This is a genomic window from Janthinobacterium sp. RA13 (assembly GCF_000745325.1).
Classification (GTDB): Bacteria; Pseudomonadota; Gammaproteobacteria; order Burkholderiales; family Burkholderiaceae_D; genus Janthinobacterium; species Janthinobacterium rivuli.
Genome location: NZ_JQNP01000001.1, coordinates 793,020 through 809,198 on the forward strand (window position 1 = coordinate 793,020; position 16,179 = coordinate 809,198).

Consider the following 16,179-nt stretch of genomic DNA (forward strand, 5'->3'; position numbering starts at 1 on the left):
ACGCTTGAGCCATCCTGCTTGCAGCGTTTTTTAAGACCTGGCGCCGCTGTCGGCGGCGCAATGTGGAGGTAGCATGAGTCACTTTCTGGACCGCCTGAAATTTTTTAGCAAGCCCGCCGAGCCGTTTTCAAACGGCCATGGCACCGTGGTCGATGAAGACCGTACCTGGGAAAACGCCTACCGCCAGCGCTGGCAGCACGACAAGATCGTGCGCTCCACGCATGGCGTGAACTGTACCGGCTCGTGCAGCTGGAAGGTGTACGTCAAGAATGGCCTGATCACCTGGGAAACCCAGCAAACCGATTACCCGCGCACGCGGCCCGACCTGCCGAACCACGAACCGCGCGGCTGCCCGCGCGGCGCCAGCTATTCCTGGTACGTGTATTCGGCGCAGCGCGTGAAATACCCGATGGTGCGCGGCCGCCTGATGGAAATGTGGCGCGAAGCGCGCAAGACCATGGATCCCGTCACGGCCTGGGACTGGATCAGCCAGGACCCCGTGCGCTCGCAGCAGTACAAATCCATCCGCGGCCTGGGCGGCTTCGTGCGCGCCACGTGGGATGAATCGAATGAAATCATCGCCGCCGCGAATGCGCTGACGATCAAGAAATACGGCCCGGACCGCGTCGTCGGCTTCTCGCCGATTCCCGCCATGTCCATGGTCAGCTATGCCTCCGGCACGCGCTACCTGTCGCTGATCGGCGGCGTGGCCCTGAGCTTCTACGACTGGTACTGCGACTTGCCGCCGGCCAGCCCGCAAGTGTGGGGCGAGCAGACGGACGTGCCGGAATCGGCCGACTGGTACAACTCGACCTATCTGATGGTGTGGGGCTCGAACGTGCCGATGACGCGCACGCCGGACGCCCACTTCTACACGGAAGTGCGCTACAAGGGCACCAAAACAGTCGCCATCTCGCCCGACTACGGCGAAATGGTGAAGTTCGGCGACATCTGGCTGGCGCCGAAGCAGGGCACGGACGCCGCGCTGGCGCTGGCCATGGGCCACGTCATCCTCAAGGAATTCCACTCGGAAGGGCAGAGCGCCTACTTCCGCGACTATGCGCGCCAGTACACGGACTTCCCCATGCTGGTGCTGCTCAAGGAGCATAACGGCACTCTGGTGCCCGACTACTTCCTGCGCGCTTCGCACCTGGACAACAATCTCGACGAAACCAACAATCCGGAATGGAAAACCCTCGTTATCGACGAGACCACGGGCGCCATTACCGCGCCGGCCGGCTCCATCGGCTTCCGCTGGGGCGAGTCGGGCAAGTGGAATCTGGAACAGAAGGCCGGCGGCAGCGGCGCGCCCATCGTGCCGATGCTCTCCATGATCAACGACAGCGACGCCGTCACGGAAGTGGGCTTCGCCTACTTCGGCGGCAAGGACGCGTCCGACATGTTGCTGCGCAAGGTGCCGGTGAAAACCATCCGCCTGGCCGACGGCACGACGGGCCTCGTCACCACCGTGTTCGACCTGACGCTGGCCAACTACGGCATCGACCGTGGCCTCGGCGGCGCCAATGTCGCGGAAAGCTATGACGACGACGTGCCGTACACCCCCGCATGGCAGGAAAAGCACACAGGTGTGAAACGCGCCGACGTCATCACCGTGGCGCGCCAATTCGCGGAAAACGCGGACCAGACACGCGGCAAGAGCATGGTCATCGTGGGCGCCGGCCTGAATCACTGGTACCACATGGACATGACGTACCGCGGCATCATCAACATGCTGATGATGTGCGGCTGTATCGGCCAGTCCGGTGGTGGCTGGGCCCATTACGTGGGCCAGGAAAAGCTGCGTCCGCAAACGGGCTGGACACCTTTGGCCTTCGCCCAGGACTGGGTGCGTCCGATGCGCCAGATGAACGGCACCTCGTTCTTCTATGCCCACACGAGCCAGTGGCGCCACGAAAAGCTGGAAACGGGCGACATCGCCTCGCCATCGGCGGCCGGCGGCACGGGCGACCTGACCCTGCTCGACTACAACGCCAAGGCGGAACGCATGGGCTGGCTGCCATCGGCGCCGCAGCTGCAAACCAATCCGCTGGAAGTGGCCAAGGCCGCCAAGGCGGCAGGGCAGGCGCCGGCCGCATATGCGCTCGACCAGATCAAGGCGGGCCAGTTGCAGTTCTCGTGCGACGACCCGGACAACCCGGCCAACTTCCCGCGCAATATGTTTGTCTGGCGCTCGAATATCCTCGGCAGCTCGGGCAAGGGCCACGAGTACTTCCTGAAGTACCTGCTCGGTACGCAGAATGGCTTGCTCAGCGACGAAGACGATTGCATCACGCCGAAACAGGTGAAAGTGCGCCCGGCCGCCGAAGGCAAGCTCGATCTGCTGGTGGTGCTGGACTTCCGCATGTCGACCACCTGCCTGTATGGCGACGTGGTGCTGCCGACGGCCACCTGGTACGAAAAAGACGACTTGAACACGTCGGACATGCATCCGTTCATCCACCCGCTGTCCGAAGCCGTGCAGCCCTTGTGGCAATCGAAGTCGGACTGGGAAATCTACAAAGGGCTGGCCGAGAAATTCTCGGAAATCGGCGGCGAGCTGCTGGGCACCCAACAAGACATCATCCTCACGCCGCTGATGCACGACACTCCGGGTGAACTGGGTCAGCCTTTCGATCCCAAAGACTGGCGCGCCGGCGAATGCGACGCCATCCCCGGCAAGACCATGCCGAACATGACGGTGGTCGAGCGCAATTACCGCGACGTGTACAAGAAGTTCACCTCGATCGGCCCGCTGCTGGAAACCATCGGCAATGGCGGCAAGGGCATTTCCTGGAAAACGGGGCATGAAGTGGACGTCCTGCGCGGCATCAACCGCACGGTGCTGGAAGAAGGCGTGTCGCAGGGCCAGCCGCGCCTCGATACGGCCATCGATGCGGCCGAGATGATTCTGTCGCTGGCGCCGGAAACGAATGGCCACGTGGCCGTGAAAGCCTGGGCCGCGCTGTCCTCCATCACGGGACGCGACCACACGCATCTGGCGCTGCCGCGCGAGCATGACAGCATCCGCTTCCGCGATGTGCAGGCGCAGCCGCGCAAGATCATTTCCTCGCCGACGTGGTCGGGCCTGGAAAGCGAAGAAGTCAGCTACACGGCCGGCTATACCAACGTGCATGAACTGATCCCTTGGCGCACTCTGACGGGCCGCCAGCAGTTCTACCAGGATCACCTGTGGATGCGCGATTTCGGCGAGGGACTGTGCGTGTACAAGCCGGCCATCAACACGAAGACGACGGAAGCGCTGCTGGGCACCAAGCCGAACGGCAACAAGGAACTGGCGCTGAACTTCCTCACACCGCACCAGAAGTGGGGCATCCACTCCACATATTCGGACAACCTGCGCATGCTGACCCTGTCGCGCGGCGGACCGCACGTGTGGCTGTCGGAGACGGACGCGCAGACGGCCGGCATCGTCGACAACGACTGGATCGAAGTCTTCAACGTGAACGGCAGCCTGACGGCGCGTGCCATCGTCAGCCAGCGCATCCCGGCCGGCATGACGATGATGTATCACGCCCAGGAAAAGATCATCAACGTGCCTGGCGCGGAGATGACGGGCAAGCGGGGCGGCATCCATAACTCGGTGACGCGGGCCGTGCCCAAGCCGACGCACATGATCGGCGGCTACGCCCAGCTGGCGTACGGCTTCAATTACTACGGCACGGTGGGCTCCAACCGCGATGAATTCGTATTGGTGCGCAAGATGAACAAGGTTGACTGGCTCGAAGGCCCGTTGCAGGAAGAAGGAGCATAGTATGAAAATCAGAGCGCAAATCGGCATGGTGCTGAACCTGGACAAGTGCATCGGCTGCCACACTTGTTCCGTCACCTGCAAGAACGTATGGACCAGCCGCGACGGCGTCGAGTACGCATGGTTCAACAACGTGGAAACCAAGCCCGGCATCGGCTATCCGAAACAGTGGGAAAACCAGGACAAGTGGAACGGCGGCTGGCGCCGCACGGATGCGGGCAAGATCGAGCCGCGCCAGGGCAGCCGTCTGAAGATTCTGGCGAACATCTTCGCCAACCCGAACCTGCCCGCCATCGACGAGTACTACGAGCCGTTCACCTACGACTACGAGCACCTGCAAAGCGCGCCGCTGTCGCAGACGCCGCCGACGGCCCGTCCGATCTCCGTGCTGACGGGGAAAAAGATGGAAAAAATCGAGTGGGGTCCGAACTGGGAAGATGACCTGGGCGGCGAGTTTGCCCAGCGCAGCAAGGATAAACTGTTCGACAACATGCAGAAGGAGATGTACGGCACGTTTGAAAACACCTTCATGATGTACTTGCCGCGTCTGTGCGAGCATTGCCTCAATCCGACGTGCGTGGCGTCGTGCCCATCCGGCTCCGTGTACAAGCGCGAAGACGACGGCATCGTGCTGATCGACCAGGACAAGTGCCGCGGCTGGCGCATGTGCATCTCCGGTTGCCCGTACAAGAAGATTTACTACAATTGGTCGTCCGGCAAGGCGGAGAAGTGCACCTTCTGCTTCCCCCGCATCGAAGCGGGCCAGCCTACCGTGTGCTCGGAAACGTGTGTGGGCCGCATCCGCTACCTGGGTGTGCTGCTGTACGACGCCGACAAGATCGAGGCTGCCGCCTCCGTGCCGCAGGAGCAGGACCTGTACCAGGCGCAGCTCGACCTGTTCCTCGATCCGCACGACCCGGCCATCATCGCCGAGGCGCGTCGCCAGGGCATTCCCGACCTGTGGCTGGAAGCGGCCGTCAAGTCGCCCGTCTACAAGATGGCCGTCGAGTGGAAAGTGGCGTTCCCGCTGCATCCCGAATACCGCACCTTGCCGATGGTGTGGTACGTGCCACCGCTGTCGCCGATCCAGGCGGCCGCCGAATCGGGCAAGCTGGGCGTGAACGGCATGCTGCCGGACACCCAAAGCCTGCGCATTCCGGTGCAGTACCTGGCCAATTTGCTGACGGCCGGCGACCAGCCGCCCATCGTCACGGCGCTGGACCGCATGCTGGCCATGCGTGCCTACATGCGCAGCAAGACGGTTGAAAAGGTGGAGAACCTCACGGTGCTCAAGCAAGTGGGTTTGAGCAAGGCGCAGGTGGAGGACATGTACCACATCATGGCCATTGCCAATTACGAAGACCGCTTCGTCATCCCCAGCAGCCACAAGGAAATGGCCGAGGACAGCTTCAACGAGAAGGGTTCGTGCGGCTTCAGCTTCGGCAACGGCTGCTCGGACGGCACCAGCGAACCGACCTTGTTCGGCAAGAAAAAACACGGTTCGGCCATCTTCATGCAGATGCCGAAGTCGCGCAAAACGGCGCCAGGCGCTTAAGGAGCTGATATGGAACACGCTATGCATCACTACCAAATCCTCTCGCGCCTGCTGCTGTATCCGGAGCCCGAGCTGATCGCCCACCTGCCGCAGCTGGACGCCGCGCTGGCGGCCGTGCCGGAACAGCACGCGCTGCTGCGGCCCTTGCTGGCGCACCTGGAAAGCAGCAGCCTGATCGACCTGCAGCAGCAGTACGTGGCCACGTTCGACCGCAATCCGTCGCACTCGCTGCATCTGTTCGAGCATATCCACGGCGAATCGCGTGACCGGGGCCAGGCCATGGTCGACCTGATGGAGGAATACAAGCGCCACGGCCTGCAAATGGTGGGCGACGACTTGCCCGACTTCGTGCCGCTGTTCCTGGAATTCCTGGCGCAGCTCGACGAGGCAGTTTCGGCGCCGCTGCTGGGCGACGCCGTCCACGTGCTGGCGCACATCGGCCGCAAGCTGACGGCCAACGGCAGTCCGTATGCGCCCGTCTTCACCGTGCTCGAACGCCTGAGCCCCGTGGCGGCGGAAATGCTGGCCGAACCGCCGGTGCGCGACATGGACGAAGCGCTGGAAACCTTCGGTCCCGGTGCGGACGGCGTCGAGCCGTTGCTGCGCCAAGGTCCGGGCCAAGTTCCGGGCGGCGTCCATCCCGTGCATTTTCACCCGCAGCCGCGGCGCGCTGCTTAATTGGCCGCTTGCGCCCGCATGAGGAGAGTACATCATGAGTAATTATTTGCATCAATTTGTGTATGGCATTTATCCATACATCGCGCTGGCCATCTTTTTCCTGGGTAGCCTGATCCGTTTCGACCGCGAGCAATATACGTGGAAGTCCGATTCCAGCCAGCTGCTGCACCGCGGCAGCCTGCGCCTGGGCAATATCCTGTTCCACCTCGGCATCATCGGCCTGCTGTTCGGCCATGCGGCCGGCTTGCTCACCCCCGTCTGGGTGTGGGACACGCTGGGCGTGTCCCACAGCCTGAAGCAGGGCGTGGCCATGGCGGCCGGCGGCGTGATGGGCGGCCTGTGCCTGGTCGGCATCCTGATCCTGCTGGTGCGCCGCTTCAGTAACGACCGGCTGCGCGCCGTCACCACGGCCGGCGACAAGCTGGTGATGCTGTGGATTTTGCTGACCTTGCTGTTGGGCCTGTCGTCGATCTTTGTCTCGGCGTCGCACATGGATGGCCACATGATGGTCTTGCTGATGAACTGGGCGCAGCACATCGTGACCTTCCGCGGCGACGCGGCCAGCTTCATCGTCGATGCACCGCTGGTGTTCAAGCTGCACCTGTTCATGGGCATGTCGCTGTTCGTCATCTTCCCGTTCACCCGTCTGGTGCACGTGTGGAGCGGCTTTGGCGCCATCGGTTACCTGGGCCGCGCTTACCAGTTGGTTCGCCGCCGCTAAGAAAGGAGCTACATCATGGGAATCTCCGTCAATGGCATCGATATCGACGATGCCGACATCGCGCAGGAACTGCCGCATCACGATGGTGCCGGCAATCCGTTGAAACAGGCCGTGCATGAACTGGTGCTGCGCCGGCTGCTGCTGGACGAAGCCGACCGCCTCGGCGTGCAGGGCGGCAGTATTGATGACCGCATCGAAGCGCTGTTCGCGCAGGAAGTGCGCGTGCCGCCCGCCGACGATGCGGCTTGCCGCACCTTTTATGCGCAGCGCCCGCAGCTGTTTTGCAGCGGGGCGCTGGTCGAGGCGCGCCACATCCTGTTCCAGGTGACGCCCGAGGCGCCTTTGGAACTGCTGCGCACGACGGCGCAGGCCGTGCTCGACGCCTTGAAACTGGCGCCCGAGCGCTTCGGCGAGCTGGCGGCGCAGTATTCGAACTGCCCGTCGGGCGCCCTGGGAGGAAATCTGGGCCAACTGTCGCCGGGCCAGAGTGTGCCGGAATTCGACGCGCTGCTGTTCCGCCTGGAAGAGGGCGCGCTGGCCGGCCATTTGCTGGAAACGCGTTTCGGCTACCACATCGTGCAAGTGCTGCGCCGGGTCGAAGGCCAGGCCATCGCCTACGAGGCCGTGCAGGCGCAGATCGCCGACCGCCTGTCGCGCGCCGCGTGGCAGCGCGCCGTGCACCAGTATCTGCACTTGCTGGTGGGGCGCGCCGAGATCGCGGGCATCGAACTGGAAGGTGCAAGCGTCGAAGGCACGGCCAGTCCGCTGGTTCAGTAGGTAGAAGTGCGTAGGCCGAAAGGCGTAGGCCGCTAGGCCTTCTGGGGCACAGCCAGATCGTGCCCCAGCCTTTACAATCACGAAAGAATCAGGAGTAGCGTCATGGGTAGCGTCAAGTTGCAGGACCGTTTTGGCCGTTCGATCGATTATGTGCGGCTGTCCGTCACCGACCGCTGCGACTTGCGCTGCAGTTACTGCATGCCCAAGGGCTTTCGCGGCTTTGAGGAGCCGAAGGACTGGCTGACGTTCGACGAGATCGAGCGCCTGATGGCCATCTTCGTTCGCCTCGGCACGCGCCGCGTGCGCCTGACGGGCGGCGAGCCGCTGTTGCGGCGCAATCTGCCGGAACTGGCGCGCAAGCTGACGGCGCTGCCCGGTCTGCAGGACCTGTCGCTGTCGACCAACGCCACGCAACTGGGCAAGCACGCCGTGGCCTTGCGCGCGGCGGGCGTGGACCGCATCAACGTGAGCCTCGATTCGCTGGACCGCGCCTGCATGCAGCAGATCACGGGGCGCGACAGCCTGCAGCCGATTCTCGATGGTCTGATGGCGGGCAAGGCGGCCGGTTTCGACCCGATCAAGATCAATATGGTGGCCATGCGCGGCATCAATGACGGCCAGATCGAGGCCATGGCGGCGTTTTGCATCGAGCAGCAGTTCATTCTGCGCCTGATCGAAGCCATGCCGATGGGCAGTACGGGCCGCAATGCCAGCTACATGCCGCTCGGTCCCGTGCGCGAGCGCCTGTCGGCCCGTTTTGGCCTGGTGCCGCAGGCGCAGGAATTGGGCGGCGGGCCGGCGCGCTACATGGCGACAGCCGATGGACGCTCGAGCATCGGTTTTATTACGCCCATGTCGCAGCATTTTTGCGCCAGTTGCAACCGCGTGCGCCTGTCCGTCGATGGTACCCTGTATTTGTGCCTGGGCCAGGAAGAGAAATTCGCCCTCGGCCCCATGCTGCGCGGCGGGGCCACGGATGCGGAGATCGAAGCGGCGATCCGCGCCGCCATCGAACTCAAGCCGCAGCAGCATGATTTCAATACGCAGCCAGACAAGATTATCCGTTTTATGGCCCAAACCGGAGGCTGAACGGGGCGGTGCCAAGTAAAGGGTGTATGAAATTTAAAGCGATGTTTTCCTCCTGGCAGAAGCTGTCGACCAAGATCGTCGGCGCGCTGCTGCTCATGCTGGTGCTGGCCCTGAGCGCCATCGGCTGCACCCTGTTTTTGTCGTGGCAGCTCGAAGGCAGTTCGGCCGCCATCAACGAGACGGGCCGGCTGCGCATGCAGACCTACCGCCTGACTCTGCTGCTTGCCAGCGACGCGCGCGAACAGGCGCGCCAGCAAGTGCTGCTGATCGACGAAACCTTGGCCAAGATCGGCCACGGCGATCCGCAGCGCCCCCTGTTCCTGCCTCCCAGCACGGCCATCAAGTCCGAATTCGAACGCATCGGCACGGCCTGGCGCGGCGCCTTGCGCCCGTCGGCCCTGGCCGCGGACTCCACCGCGCGCGCGCGCCAGTTCGAGCATGACGCCGACACCTTTGTGGGACAGGTCGATCAACTGGTGCGCCTGATCGAGCACGATAGCGAACAGCGCACCTTCTGGCTGCGCGCCTCGCAACTGATCCTCGTCGGCATGGCCGTCATCGGCACGGTCAGCATGATTTACCTGATGTTCATGCTCATCATCGAGCCCGTCACGCGCCTGCGCCTGGGCATGCAGCGCATGAAGGAGCGCGATTTCAGCGTGCGCCTGGCCGTCGAAAGCAATGACGAATTCGGCCAGCTGGCCAGTGGCTTCAACCAGATGGCCGACCGCCTGCAGGCGCTGTACGGCAACCTGGAAGAGGGCGTGCGCAGCAAGACGGCCACGCTCGAATACCGCAACCGCGAACTGGCCTTGCTGTACGAAAGCGCCGCTTTCCTGCAGCGCCCGCAGCCCCTGGAAGACATTTGCGGCGGCTTCATGCAGCGCATCGTCGATTATTTCGAGGCGGACGGCTCCACCGTGCGCGTGCTCGACGCCGAGCGCGGCAACCTGCACATGGTGGTGCATACGGGCCTGTCCGAAGAACTGGTGGCGTCCGAGCACTGCCTGAAGGTGGGCGACTGCCTGTGCGGCACGGCCGTCGAAATGAAAGTGGCGAAGGTGCACGACATGCGCCGCATCGACAAGGCGCACGAGCTGCGCTGCCACCGCGAAGGCTTTGCCACCGTTTCCGTCTTCCATATCCATGCGCACGAACAGCACCTGGGCTTCTTCAACCTGCATTTCCGCCATGCGCGCGTGTTTTCCGCGCGCGAGCTGGCTTTGCTGGAAACCCTGGGCCAGCTGCTGGGCATCGCGCTGGAAAACCTGCGCCTGGCCGCGCGCGAGCGCGAGATGGCCATTTCCGAAGAGCGCAACCTGGTGGCGCAGGGCCTGCACGACAGCATCGCGCAAAGCCTCAATTTCCTCAATCTGCAAGTGCAGATGCTTGACGACTCCGTGCGCAACGCGCGTTTCGACGAGGTGGCGGGCATCGTGCCGGCCCTGCATGCAGGCGTGAAGGAAAGCTATGAAGACGTGCGCGAATTGCTGGCCAACTTCCGCAGCCGATTGATGGAGGATGATTTGATCGGCTCCCTGCGCGCGGCGGTGGACAAATTCCGCCGCCAGACGGGCATCGAGGCCGATCTGCTGGCTGACGTGGACGGCGCGCCATTCCCCCGCGAGCAGCAATTGCAGTTATTATTCATCGTGCAGGAAGCGCTGTCGAACATCCGCAAGCACGCCCAGGCCAGCCACGTCGAAGTGCGCCTCGCCGATCACCAGGATTTTACGCTGACGATCAGCGATAATGGCGTTGGCTTCGACGCCGCCGCCGTGCTGGAAAAGGGCGACAGCCATGTCGGCATCCATATCATGCGCGAGCGCGCGCAGCGCATCGAGGCCACGTTCGACGTGCATGCCTGCCAGGGCGGCGGCACCACGGTCGAATTGCATCTGTCGCGCGAGCAGCGCCGCGCCGCCTGAGTAACTACCTGAAAGTATAAAAAATGGAGACACCCGATAAACCGATCACCGTCATGCTGGTGGACGACCACGCGCTGTTCCGCAGCGGCATACGCTCGCTGCTGCAGCGGCACACGGACTTTTCCGTCGTGGGCGAGGCGGCCGATGGCGTGGAAGGCATCAAGCGCGCCATCCAGCTGCAGCCCGACGTGGTGCTGCTGGACCTGAACATGGCCGGCATGTCCGGCGTGGAAGCGCTGCAGCTGATGCAGCACGACTGCCCCGATACGGCCATCGTCATGCTGACCGTGTCGGAAGATGCGGAAGACCTGGCGACGGCCCTGCGCGCGGGCGCCTGCGGCTATCTGATCAAGAATATCGACGCCGACTACCTGGTGCGCGCCATCCGCCGTGCGGCGGCAGGTGAAGTCGTCATCGCCGAAGCGATGACGGGCAAACTGGTGGCGCAGCTGCAGGCGGGCACGCGGCGCGAGGAACCCGTGTCGGAACTGGACAAGCTCACGCCACGCGAAAAGGAAATCATCGATTGCCTGTCGCGCGGCGAGAGCAACAAGGGCATCGCCCGCACGCTGGACCTGGCCGAAAGCACGGTCAAGATCCACGTGCAGAACGTGCTGAAAAAACTCAACCTCACCAGCCGCGTGCAGGCGGCCGTGTACGCGGTCGAGCACCGCCAGGGCAAATAGCCCGAGTCGGGGTCTGACCCGCCGGGCCGGACCCCATGGCGAATATCTCTCTCTAGTCCTTTTTGCCGATGGATGTCCTTGCGCTTTTAAAGTAGTATATTGAATATATCTTTAAAAGCGAGCCCATCATGGCCATTACCCCGATCAGCGAACCTTCCCCACCTTCCACGACGGCAGGCGCCGCGCCCTGGCAGGCCGGCCACGCCGTCTGGCAACTGGGTTTTCGCCCGTTTTATCTGCTGGCGGCCGTGTTCGCGGCCCTCGGCATTCCCCTGTGGCTGGCCAGCTATGCGGGCTGGCTGACGGGCGGCTTGCAAGTAGGCCTGGGCTGGCATATGCATGAAATGGTGTTCGGCTTCGCGCTGGCCGTCGTCGTTGGTTTCCTCTACACGGCAGGGCGCAACTGGACGGGCTTGCCCACGCCGCACGGCGCGCAGCTGATGGCGCTGGTGGGGCTGTGGCTGGCCGGACGCGTGGCCATGCTGTGCGGTCCCGGCCTGTTGCCGGCGCTGGTCGACTGGCTGTTCCTGCCGCTGGCGGCCTGGCCCCTGTACCTGGTGCTGCGCCGCTCGGGCAATACGCGCAACCTGTTCCTCGTCGCTCTGCTGGCCCTGCTGGCGCTGGCCAATGGCCTGTTCCACGCAGCCGTGCTGGGCTGGTTGCCGCTGTCGCTGTTCCTGCCCGTGCAGGCGGCCATCTTCATCATCGTGCTGATCGAATCGGTGATCGGCGCGCGCGTGATCCCCATGTTTACCCGCAATGGCGCACCTGGCAGCACGCCCGTGGCCAGCCCGAAGCGCGCGCTGGTCGCCGTGGCCTGCATGGCGGCTGCCGCGATCGCGTGGCTGGCCGGCGCGCCAGCCTGGCTGACGGCGCCGCTGGCCCTCGTGGCAAGCGGCGTGTCGCTGGCCAACCTGCTGGCCTGGCAGCCGCAGCGCACCTTGCGCGTGCCGCTGCTGTGGATATTGCACCTGTCGTATGCGTGGATCGGCATCGGCTTCGCGCTGCTGGCGGCCGCCAGCCTGGGCCTGCTGCCGGCCAGCGCCGCCTTGCACGCGCTGACCGTGGGCTCGATGGCGGGCCTGATCATCGGCATGATGACGCGCACCACCCTGGGTCACACGGGACGTGTGCTCAAGGGCGGCAGGGCGGAGGCGGCGATGTACTGGCTGATCCAGTTGGGCGCGCTGGCGCGCCTGCTGGCCGCCGTCGGTCCCGCTACGCTGTCCATGCCGCTGCTGCTGGCGGCTGGCGCCTGCTGGTCGCTGGCCTTTGGCCTGTATGCGTGCGTGTATGCGCCGTACCTGTGGCGCGCCAGGGTCGATGGCCGCGAAGGCTAGGCCAGGGTCAGGAAGGGCGCCAGCTTATCAGTTCCCTGATTTCCGGCGTCCAGTAGGACAGCGAATCGCCCACGACGAAGAGCAGCAGGGCCAGCATGATGGCCTTCAGCAGCAAATCCCTGCACCAGATCATGGTGTTCTCCCAGTTTTCATGTTGACAGGTTTGTCATTGGCACGGGCGCCTGGACGACCGGCGTCTGTGCCGTGAAGGCGGCGGCGGCTTCGATGGCGTGCGCCAGCGCCTGTTCCAGTGCATCGAGCGCGGCGGCCGCATCGTCACCCGCGTGCAGCAGCTGTTCCGCATGCCGGGCCGCATGCAGGGTGGCGGGCAGGGCCAGGCTGCCGGCCACGCCGGCCAGCTTGTGCGCCAGCGCGGCCGCGTCGTCGCGTGCATCGGCCGCCAGCAGCGCGCGCATGGCGCCTACCGTGTTGCTGTAGGTGTCGCCAAAGCGCGACAGGTGCTGGCGGTAGGGCGCTTCATCGAGCCACTGCGCCAGACCTTGCGCCAGGTCGATCACAGGCGCCGCGCCGCCCGGCGGCACGGGCATCGCGCCTTCGGCCACGACCGGCGGCAGGGCTGGCAAGCCTTGCGCATGGCGCCGGTGCGTGCGCGCGACCAGGGCGATGGTCTGCGGCACGTCGAACGGCTTGCTGATGAAATGGTTGACGCCCGCTTCCAGTGCCGCCGTGCGCTGCGTCTGGAAGGCGCCGGCCGTCAGCGCCACCACGGGCAAATCCTGAAACTGCGGCAGCTGGCGCAGCGCGCGCGTCGCCTGCAAGCCATCCATGACGGGCATCTGCACGTCCATCAGCACGATGTCGACGTCGTCGGGGTGGGCCAGCAGCCAGTCCAGCGCCTGCTGGCCATCGCAGGCGAACGAGGGCAAGGCGCCCTGGTCGCACAGGATGTGCCTGACTACGTCGCGGTTGATCTCGCTGTCGTCGACCACCAGCACGCGCACGCCAGCCAGCTGGCGCTCTTCCAGTGGCACCAGACTGGCGTCCAGGCCGGCGGCCATGGCGCGCTGCTGGCGCGCCTCCATCGTCGCGTGGTACAGGCTCGTAGCCGTCACCGGTTCGTTGAGGATGGCATCGGCGGCATTGGCCGGGTCGGTACCGCGCCGCGCGGGTGACGTCGCCGGCGCGCCGCTGGCGGCCAGGATGACGACGGGGCAGTCCTGCGGCGGCAAGTATTCGCGCAGCGCGCGCGCCGCGGCTTCCCCTTCCATGTCGGGCATGCGCGCGGCCAGCAACACCACGCCGGGGCGCGCGTCGTCGGCGCAGGCCAGCGCATAATCGAGCGCGGCCTGGCCGCCGGATACGGCATGCACGTGCCAGCCCAGGCCGCGCGCCACGGCGGCCACGGCCTCGCGCGTGCCGGCCTTGCCATCGGCCAGCAAGACGCGCAGATCCTGCATGCCCTGCATGCCGGGCGAGGACGGGGTGCCGGCGGGTATCAGCCGCACCGGCACCGTAAAACTGAAGGCGCTGCCCTGGCCCAGGGCGCTTTGCAGGTGCAGGGTGCCGCCCATCAGGCGCACCAGCTGGCGGCAGATGGTCAGGCCCAGGCCCGTGCCGCCGAAACGGCGCGTGGTGGACGTGTCGGCCTGGGCGAAGGCGGAAAAGATCGCCTCCTGCACTTCCGGGGCGATGCCGATGCCTGTGTCGCGCACGCAAAAACGCAGCACGGCGGCGTCGCCGTCGCGACTGTCCAGCGTCGTCAGCAGCTCGACCGTGCCCTGCGGCGTGAATTTGATGGCATTGCTGCCCAGGTTGACCAGCACTTGCTCCAGCCGCAGCGCGTCGCCGAGCACGTGGTCGATGCCGTCGGGCAGCGGTCCGATGCGCACCTCGACCGGTTTGTCGTGCGCGGCCACGCCCATGCTGGCGGCGATCTTCTCGATCACCTCGGCCAGGCGGAACGGCGCCTGTTCGATGGTCATGTGGCCCGCCTCGATTTTCGACACGTCCAGCACATCGTTGATGATGCCCAGCAGGGACTGGCCGGCGGCGCGGATCTTGCGCGTCATCAGCAGTCCTTCTTCGTCTTGGCTGCCCCTTTCCAGCAGCCAGGCCATGCCAAGGATGGCGTTCAGCGGCGAGCGGATTTCATGGCTCATGTTGGCGAGGAATTCCGCCTTGCTGCGGTTGGCCGCTTCGGCCCCGTCGCGCGCCAGCAGCATGGCCGCCTCGGCCTGCTTTTGCGCGGAAATATCCTGGGCAAAAATCAGGGTGGCCGGTCCATCCTTGAGCATCACGCGCGTGCTGGTCTTGAGGATGGGCACGGGCCGGCCCTGCTTGTCCACGCCGACGGCTTCAAACATCTGTTCGCTGGCCGAATCGGCCTCGATCAGCGCTTCGTTGCTTGCCAGCGCCACTTGCGAGGCGGCCGTGAGCATGCTGCGCCAGGCCAGGCCGCTCAGGTCATCCTCGGGGGCATAGCCATGCAGGTGGCGGTAGCGGGGATTGGAATACACGAAGCGTCCATGGCGCAGGATGGCGATGGCCACGGGCGCATCTTCGATCAGGGTGCGAAAGCGCGTTTCGCTGTCGGACACGGCTTGCATGGCCTGGCGCTCCCTTTCCTGTTCCACCTGCCAGGCGGCTTGCTGCCGGCGCCGCCGCTGGCTCCAGAACAGCAGGCTGGCGCCGGCCAGCGCCAGCATGGTAAAGCCGAGGATGTAGCTCAGCGCCTGCCGCCGCAGCGGGGCGGCGATGGCCGCCTCTTCGCGGCTCAGGCCGATGATCAGGGCGCGGTCCATGCGCAGCGCGGCGGGGGCGATGGTCGCCATCGCCATGACGCGGGGGGAGGCGGCGCCGCCGGCGCCGGCAATCTCGACGCCGCTCAGCACGCCCGCCTGAAAGCCGCTGTCGCGGAAGCGCCGCAGGAAGCTGCCGGGCAGGTCCACATTGCCGCCGTTCGCGCTTCTGGCCGGATAGTTGAGGAATTGCCGGCCGTCGCCATGCACGACGACGGCCCAGACATCGGCCGCATACATGGCGGTGCGGAACTTGGCCGTGAAGTATTCGGGGTCGAAGGTGGCCACCACAACGCCGGCAAAGCGGCCTTGCCGGTCCTGCACCATGCGCGCCGCCGTGATGACCAGGTCGCGCTTGAAGGACAGGAAAGGCGCCGAGATGTACAGCATGCGTGCATCGGGCGCGTTGCGCGCCGTCTGGAAGTAGCCGCGGCGCGAAAAGTCCTGGCCGGCCAGTTCCGGGATGTTGGTGGCGACCGGCTTGCCATTCGCGTCGATGACCAGCATGGTGCGCACGCCCGGCATGGCGTCGACCAGCGCGGCCAGGCGCCGGGGCAGCGCTAGCCCGGCGTCGGGAGCGGCGCCGGCGCCAAGGTAGTCGCGGATCACGCCGTCGAGCACCAGGTTGGTCGCCGCCAGGTCGACTTCGATGTTTTTTGCCAGCAGCGCCGTCAGCACGCTGAGCCGCTCGCGTTCGGCCGCGTCATGCCGCGAGACTTCAGACAGGTGCGCGTAGGCGAGGGCGGCAGCCATGATCAGCAGCCCGAGGAGGAAAAACAGCCATTCGATCAATCGTCTGCGCACTGCCGCCGCATCTGGGTGGAGGTTCATGTGGCGATGCTATACCCGATATGCACGAAGAACAACTTTTGCCACG

At 65.0% G+C, this 16,179-nt stretch carries 11 protein-coding genes; 9 read left to right on the top strand and 2 right to left on the bottom strand.

Going from position 1 to position 16,179, the window contains the following annotated elements:
- Positions 1 to 73 precede the first annotated feature (73 nt).
- The 9 genes from FG13_RS03375 to FG13_RS03415 all read left to right on the top strand — a co-directional run bounded on the left by FG13_RS03375 (position 74) and on the right by FG13_RS03415 (position 12,543).
- Positions 74 to 3,772, top strand: coding sequence for a nitrate reductase subunit alpha (locus tag FG13_RS03375; protein WP_035818391.1), 3,699 nt, complete (start codon positions 74 to 76; stop codon positions 3,770 to 3,772).
- 1 nt (position 3,773) lies between these two features.
- On the top strand, positions 3,774 to 5,324 hold the full coding sequence (narH, locus tag FG13_RS03380; RefSeq protein WP_034751243.1) for a nitrate reductase subunit beta: 1,551 nt from the start codon (positions 3,774 to 3,776) through the stop codon (positions 5,322 to 5,324).
- A 9-nt stretch (positions 5,325 to 5,333) separates the two neighbouring features.
- On the top strand, positions 5,334 to 6,002 hold the full coding sequence (narJ, locus tag FG13_RS03385; RefSeq protein WP_235211653.1) for a nitrate reductase molybdenum cofactor assembly chaperone: 669 nt from the start codon (positions 5,334 to 5,336) through the stop codon (positions 6,000 to 6,002).
- A 34-nt stretch (positions 6,003 to 6,036) separates the two neighbouring features.
- Complete coding sequence (gene narI, locus FG13_RS03390) at positions 6,037 to 6,723, top strand: respiratory nitrate reductase subunit gamma (protein WP_035818397.1); 687 nt, start codon at positions 6,037 to 6,039, stop codon at positions 6,721 to 6,723.
- 15 nt (positions 6,724 to 6,738) lie between these two features.
- Positions 6,739 to 7,500, top strand: coding sequence for a peptidylprolyl isomerase (locus tag FG13_RS03395; RefSeq protein ID WP_035818400.1), 762 nt, complete (start codon positions 6,739 to 6,741; stop codon positions 7,498 to 7,500).
- 102 nt (positions 7,501 to 7,602) lie between these two features.
- Positions 7,603 to 8,589: a GTP 3',8-cyclase MoaA gene (gene moaA / locus FG13_RS03400; protein ID WP_035818403.1), complete on the top strand. Its 987-nt coding sequence runs from the start codon at positions 7,603 to 7,605 to the stop codon at positions 8,587 to 8,589.
- Positions 8,590 to 8,615: 26 nt separating this feature from the next.
- Positions 8,616 to 10,517 (top strand): type IV pili methyl-accepting chemotaxis transducer N-terminal domain-containing protein, encoded by a 1,902-nt coding sequence (locus tag FG13_RS03405; protein ID WP_035818406.1) that lies wholly within the window; start codon positions 8,616 to 8,618, stop codon positions 10,515 to 10,517.
- Between the two features lie 23 nt (positions 10,518 to 10,540).
- The gene (locus FG13_RS03410; protein ID WP_034781594.1) at positions 10,541 to 11,203 is read left to right on the top strand and encodes a response regulator; all 663 of its coding nucleotides are present in this window, start codon (positions 10,541 to 10,543) and stop codon (positions 11,201 to 11,203) included.
- A gap of 128 nt (positions 11,204 to 11,331) precedes the next feature.
- Positions 11,332 to 12,543 carry an NnrS family protein gene (locus FG13_RS03415; RefSeq protein ID WP_035818409.1) on the top strand — a complete coding sequence of 404 codons (1,212 nt, stop codon included), beginning with the start codon at positions 11,332 to 11,334 and terminating at the stop codon, positions 12,541 to 12,543.
- A 7-nt stretch (positions 12,544 to 12,550) separates the two neighbouring features.
- On the opposite strand, the gene FG13_RS31055 is transcribed toward FG13_RS03415, so the two are convergent.
- Together FG13_RS31055 and FG13_RS28710 are read right to left on the bottom strand one after the other, a co-directional pair.
- A complete protein-coding gene (locus FG13_RS31055) occupies positions 12,551 to 12,676 on the bottom strand; it encodes a hypothetical protein (RefSeq protein ID WP_268747009.1) in 126 nt (41 codons plus the stop codon).
- 16 nt (positions 12,677 to 12,692) lie between these two features.
- Positions 12,693 to 16,133, bottom strand: a complete 3,441-nt coding sequence (locus tag FG13_RS28710; protein WP_081922400.1) for a response regulator — start codon at positions 16,131 to 16,133, stop codon at positions 12,693 to 12,695.
- Positions 16,134 to 16,179 lie beyond the last annotated feature (46 nt).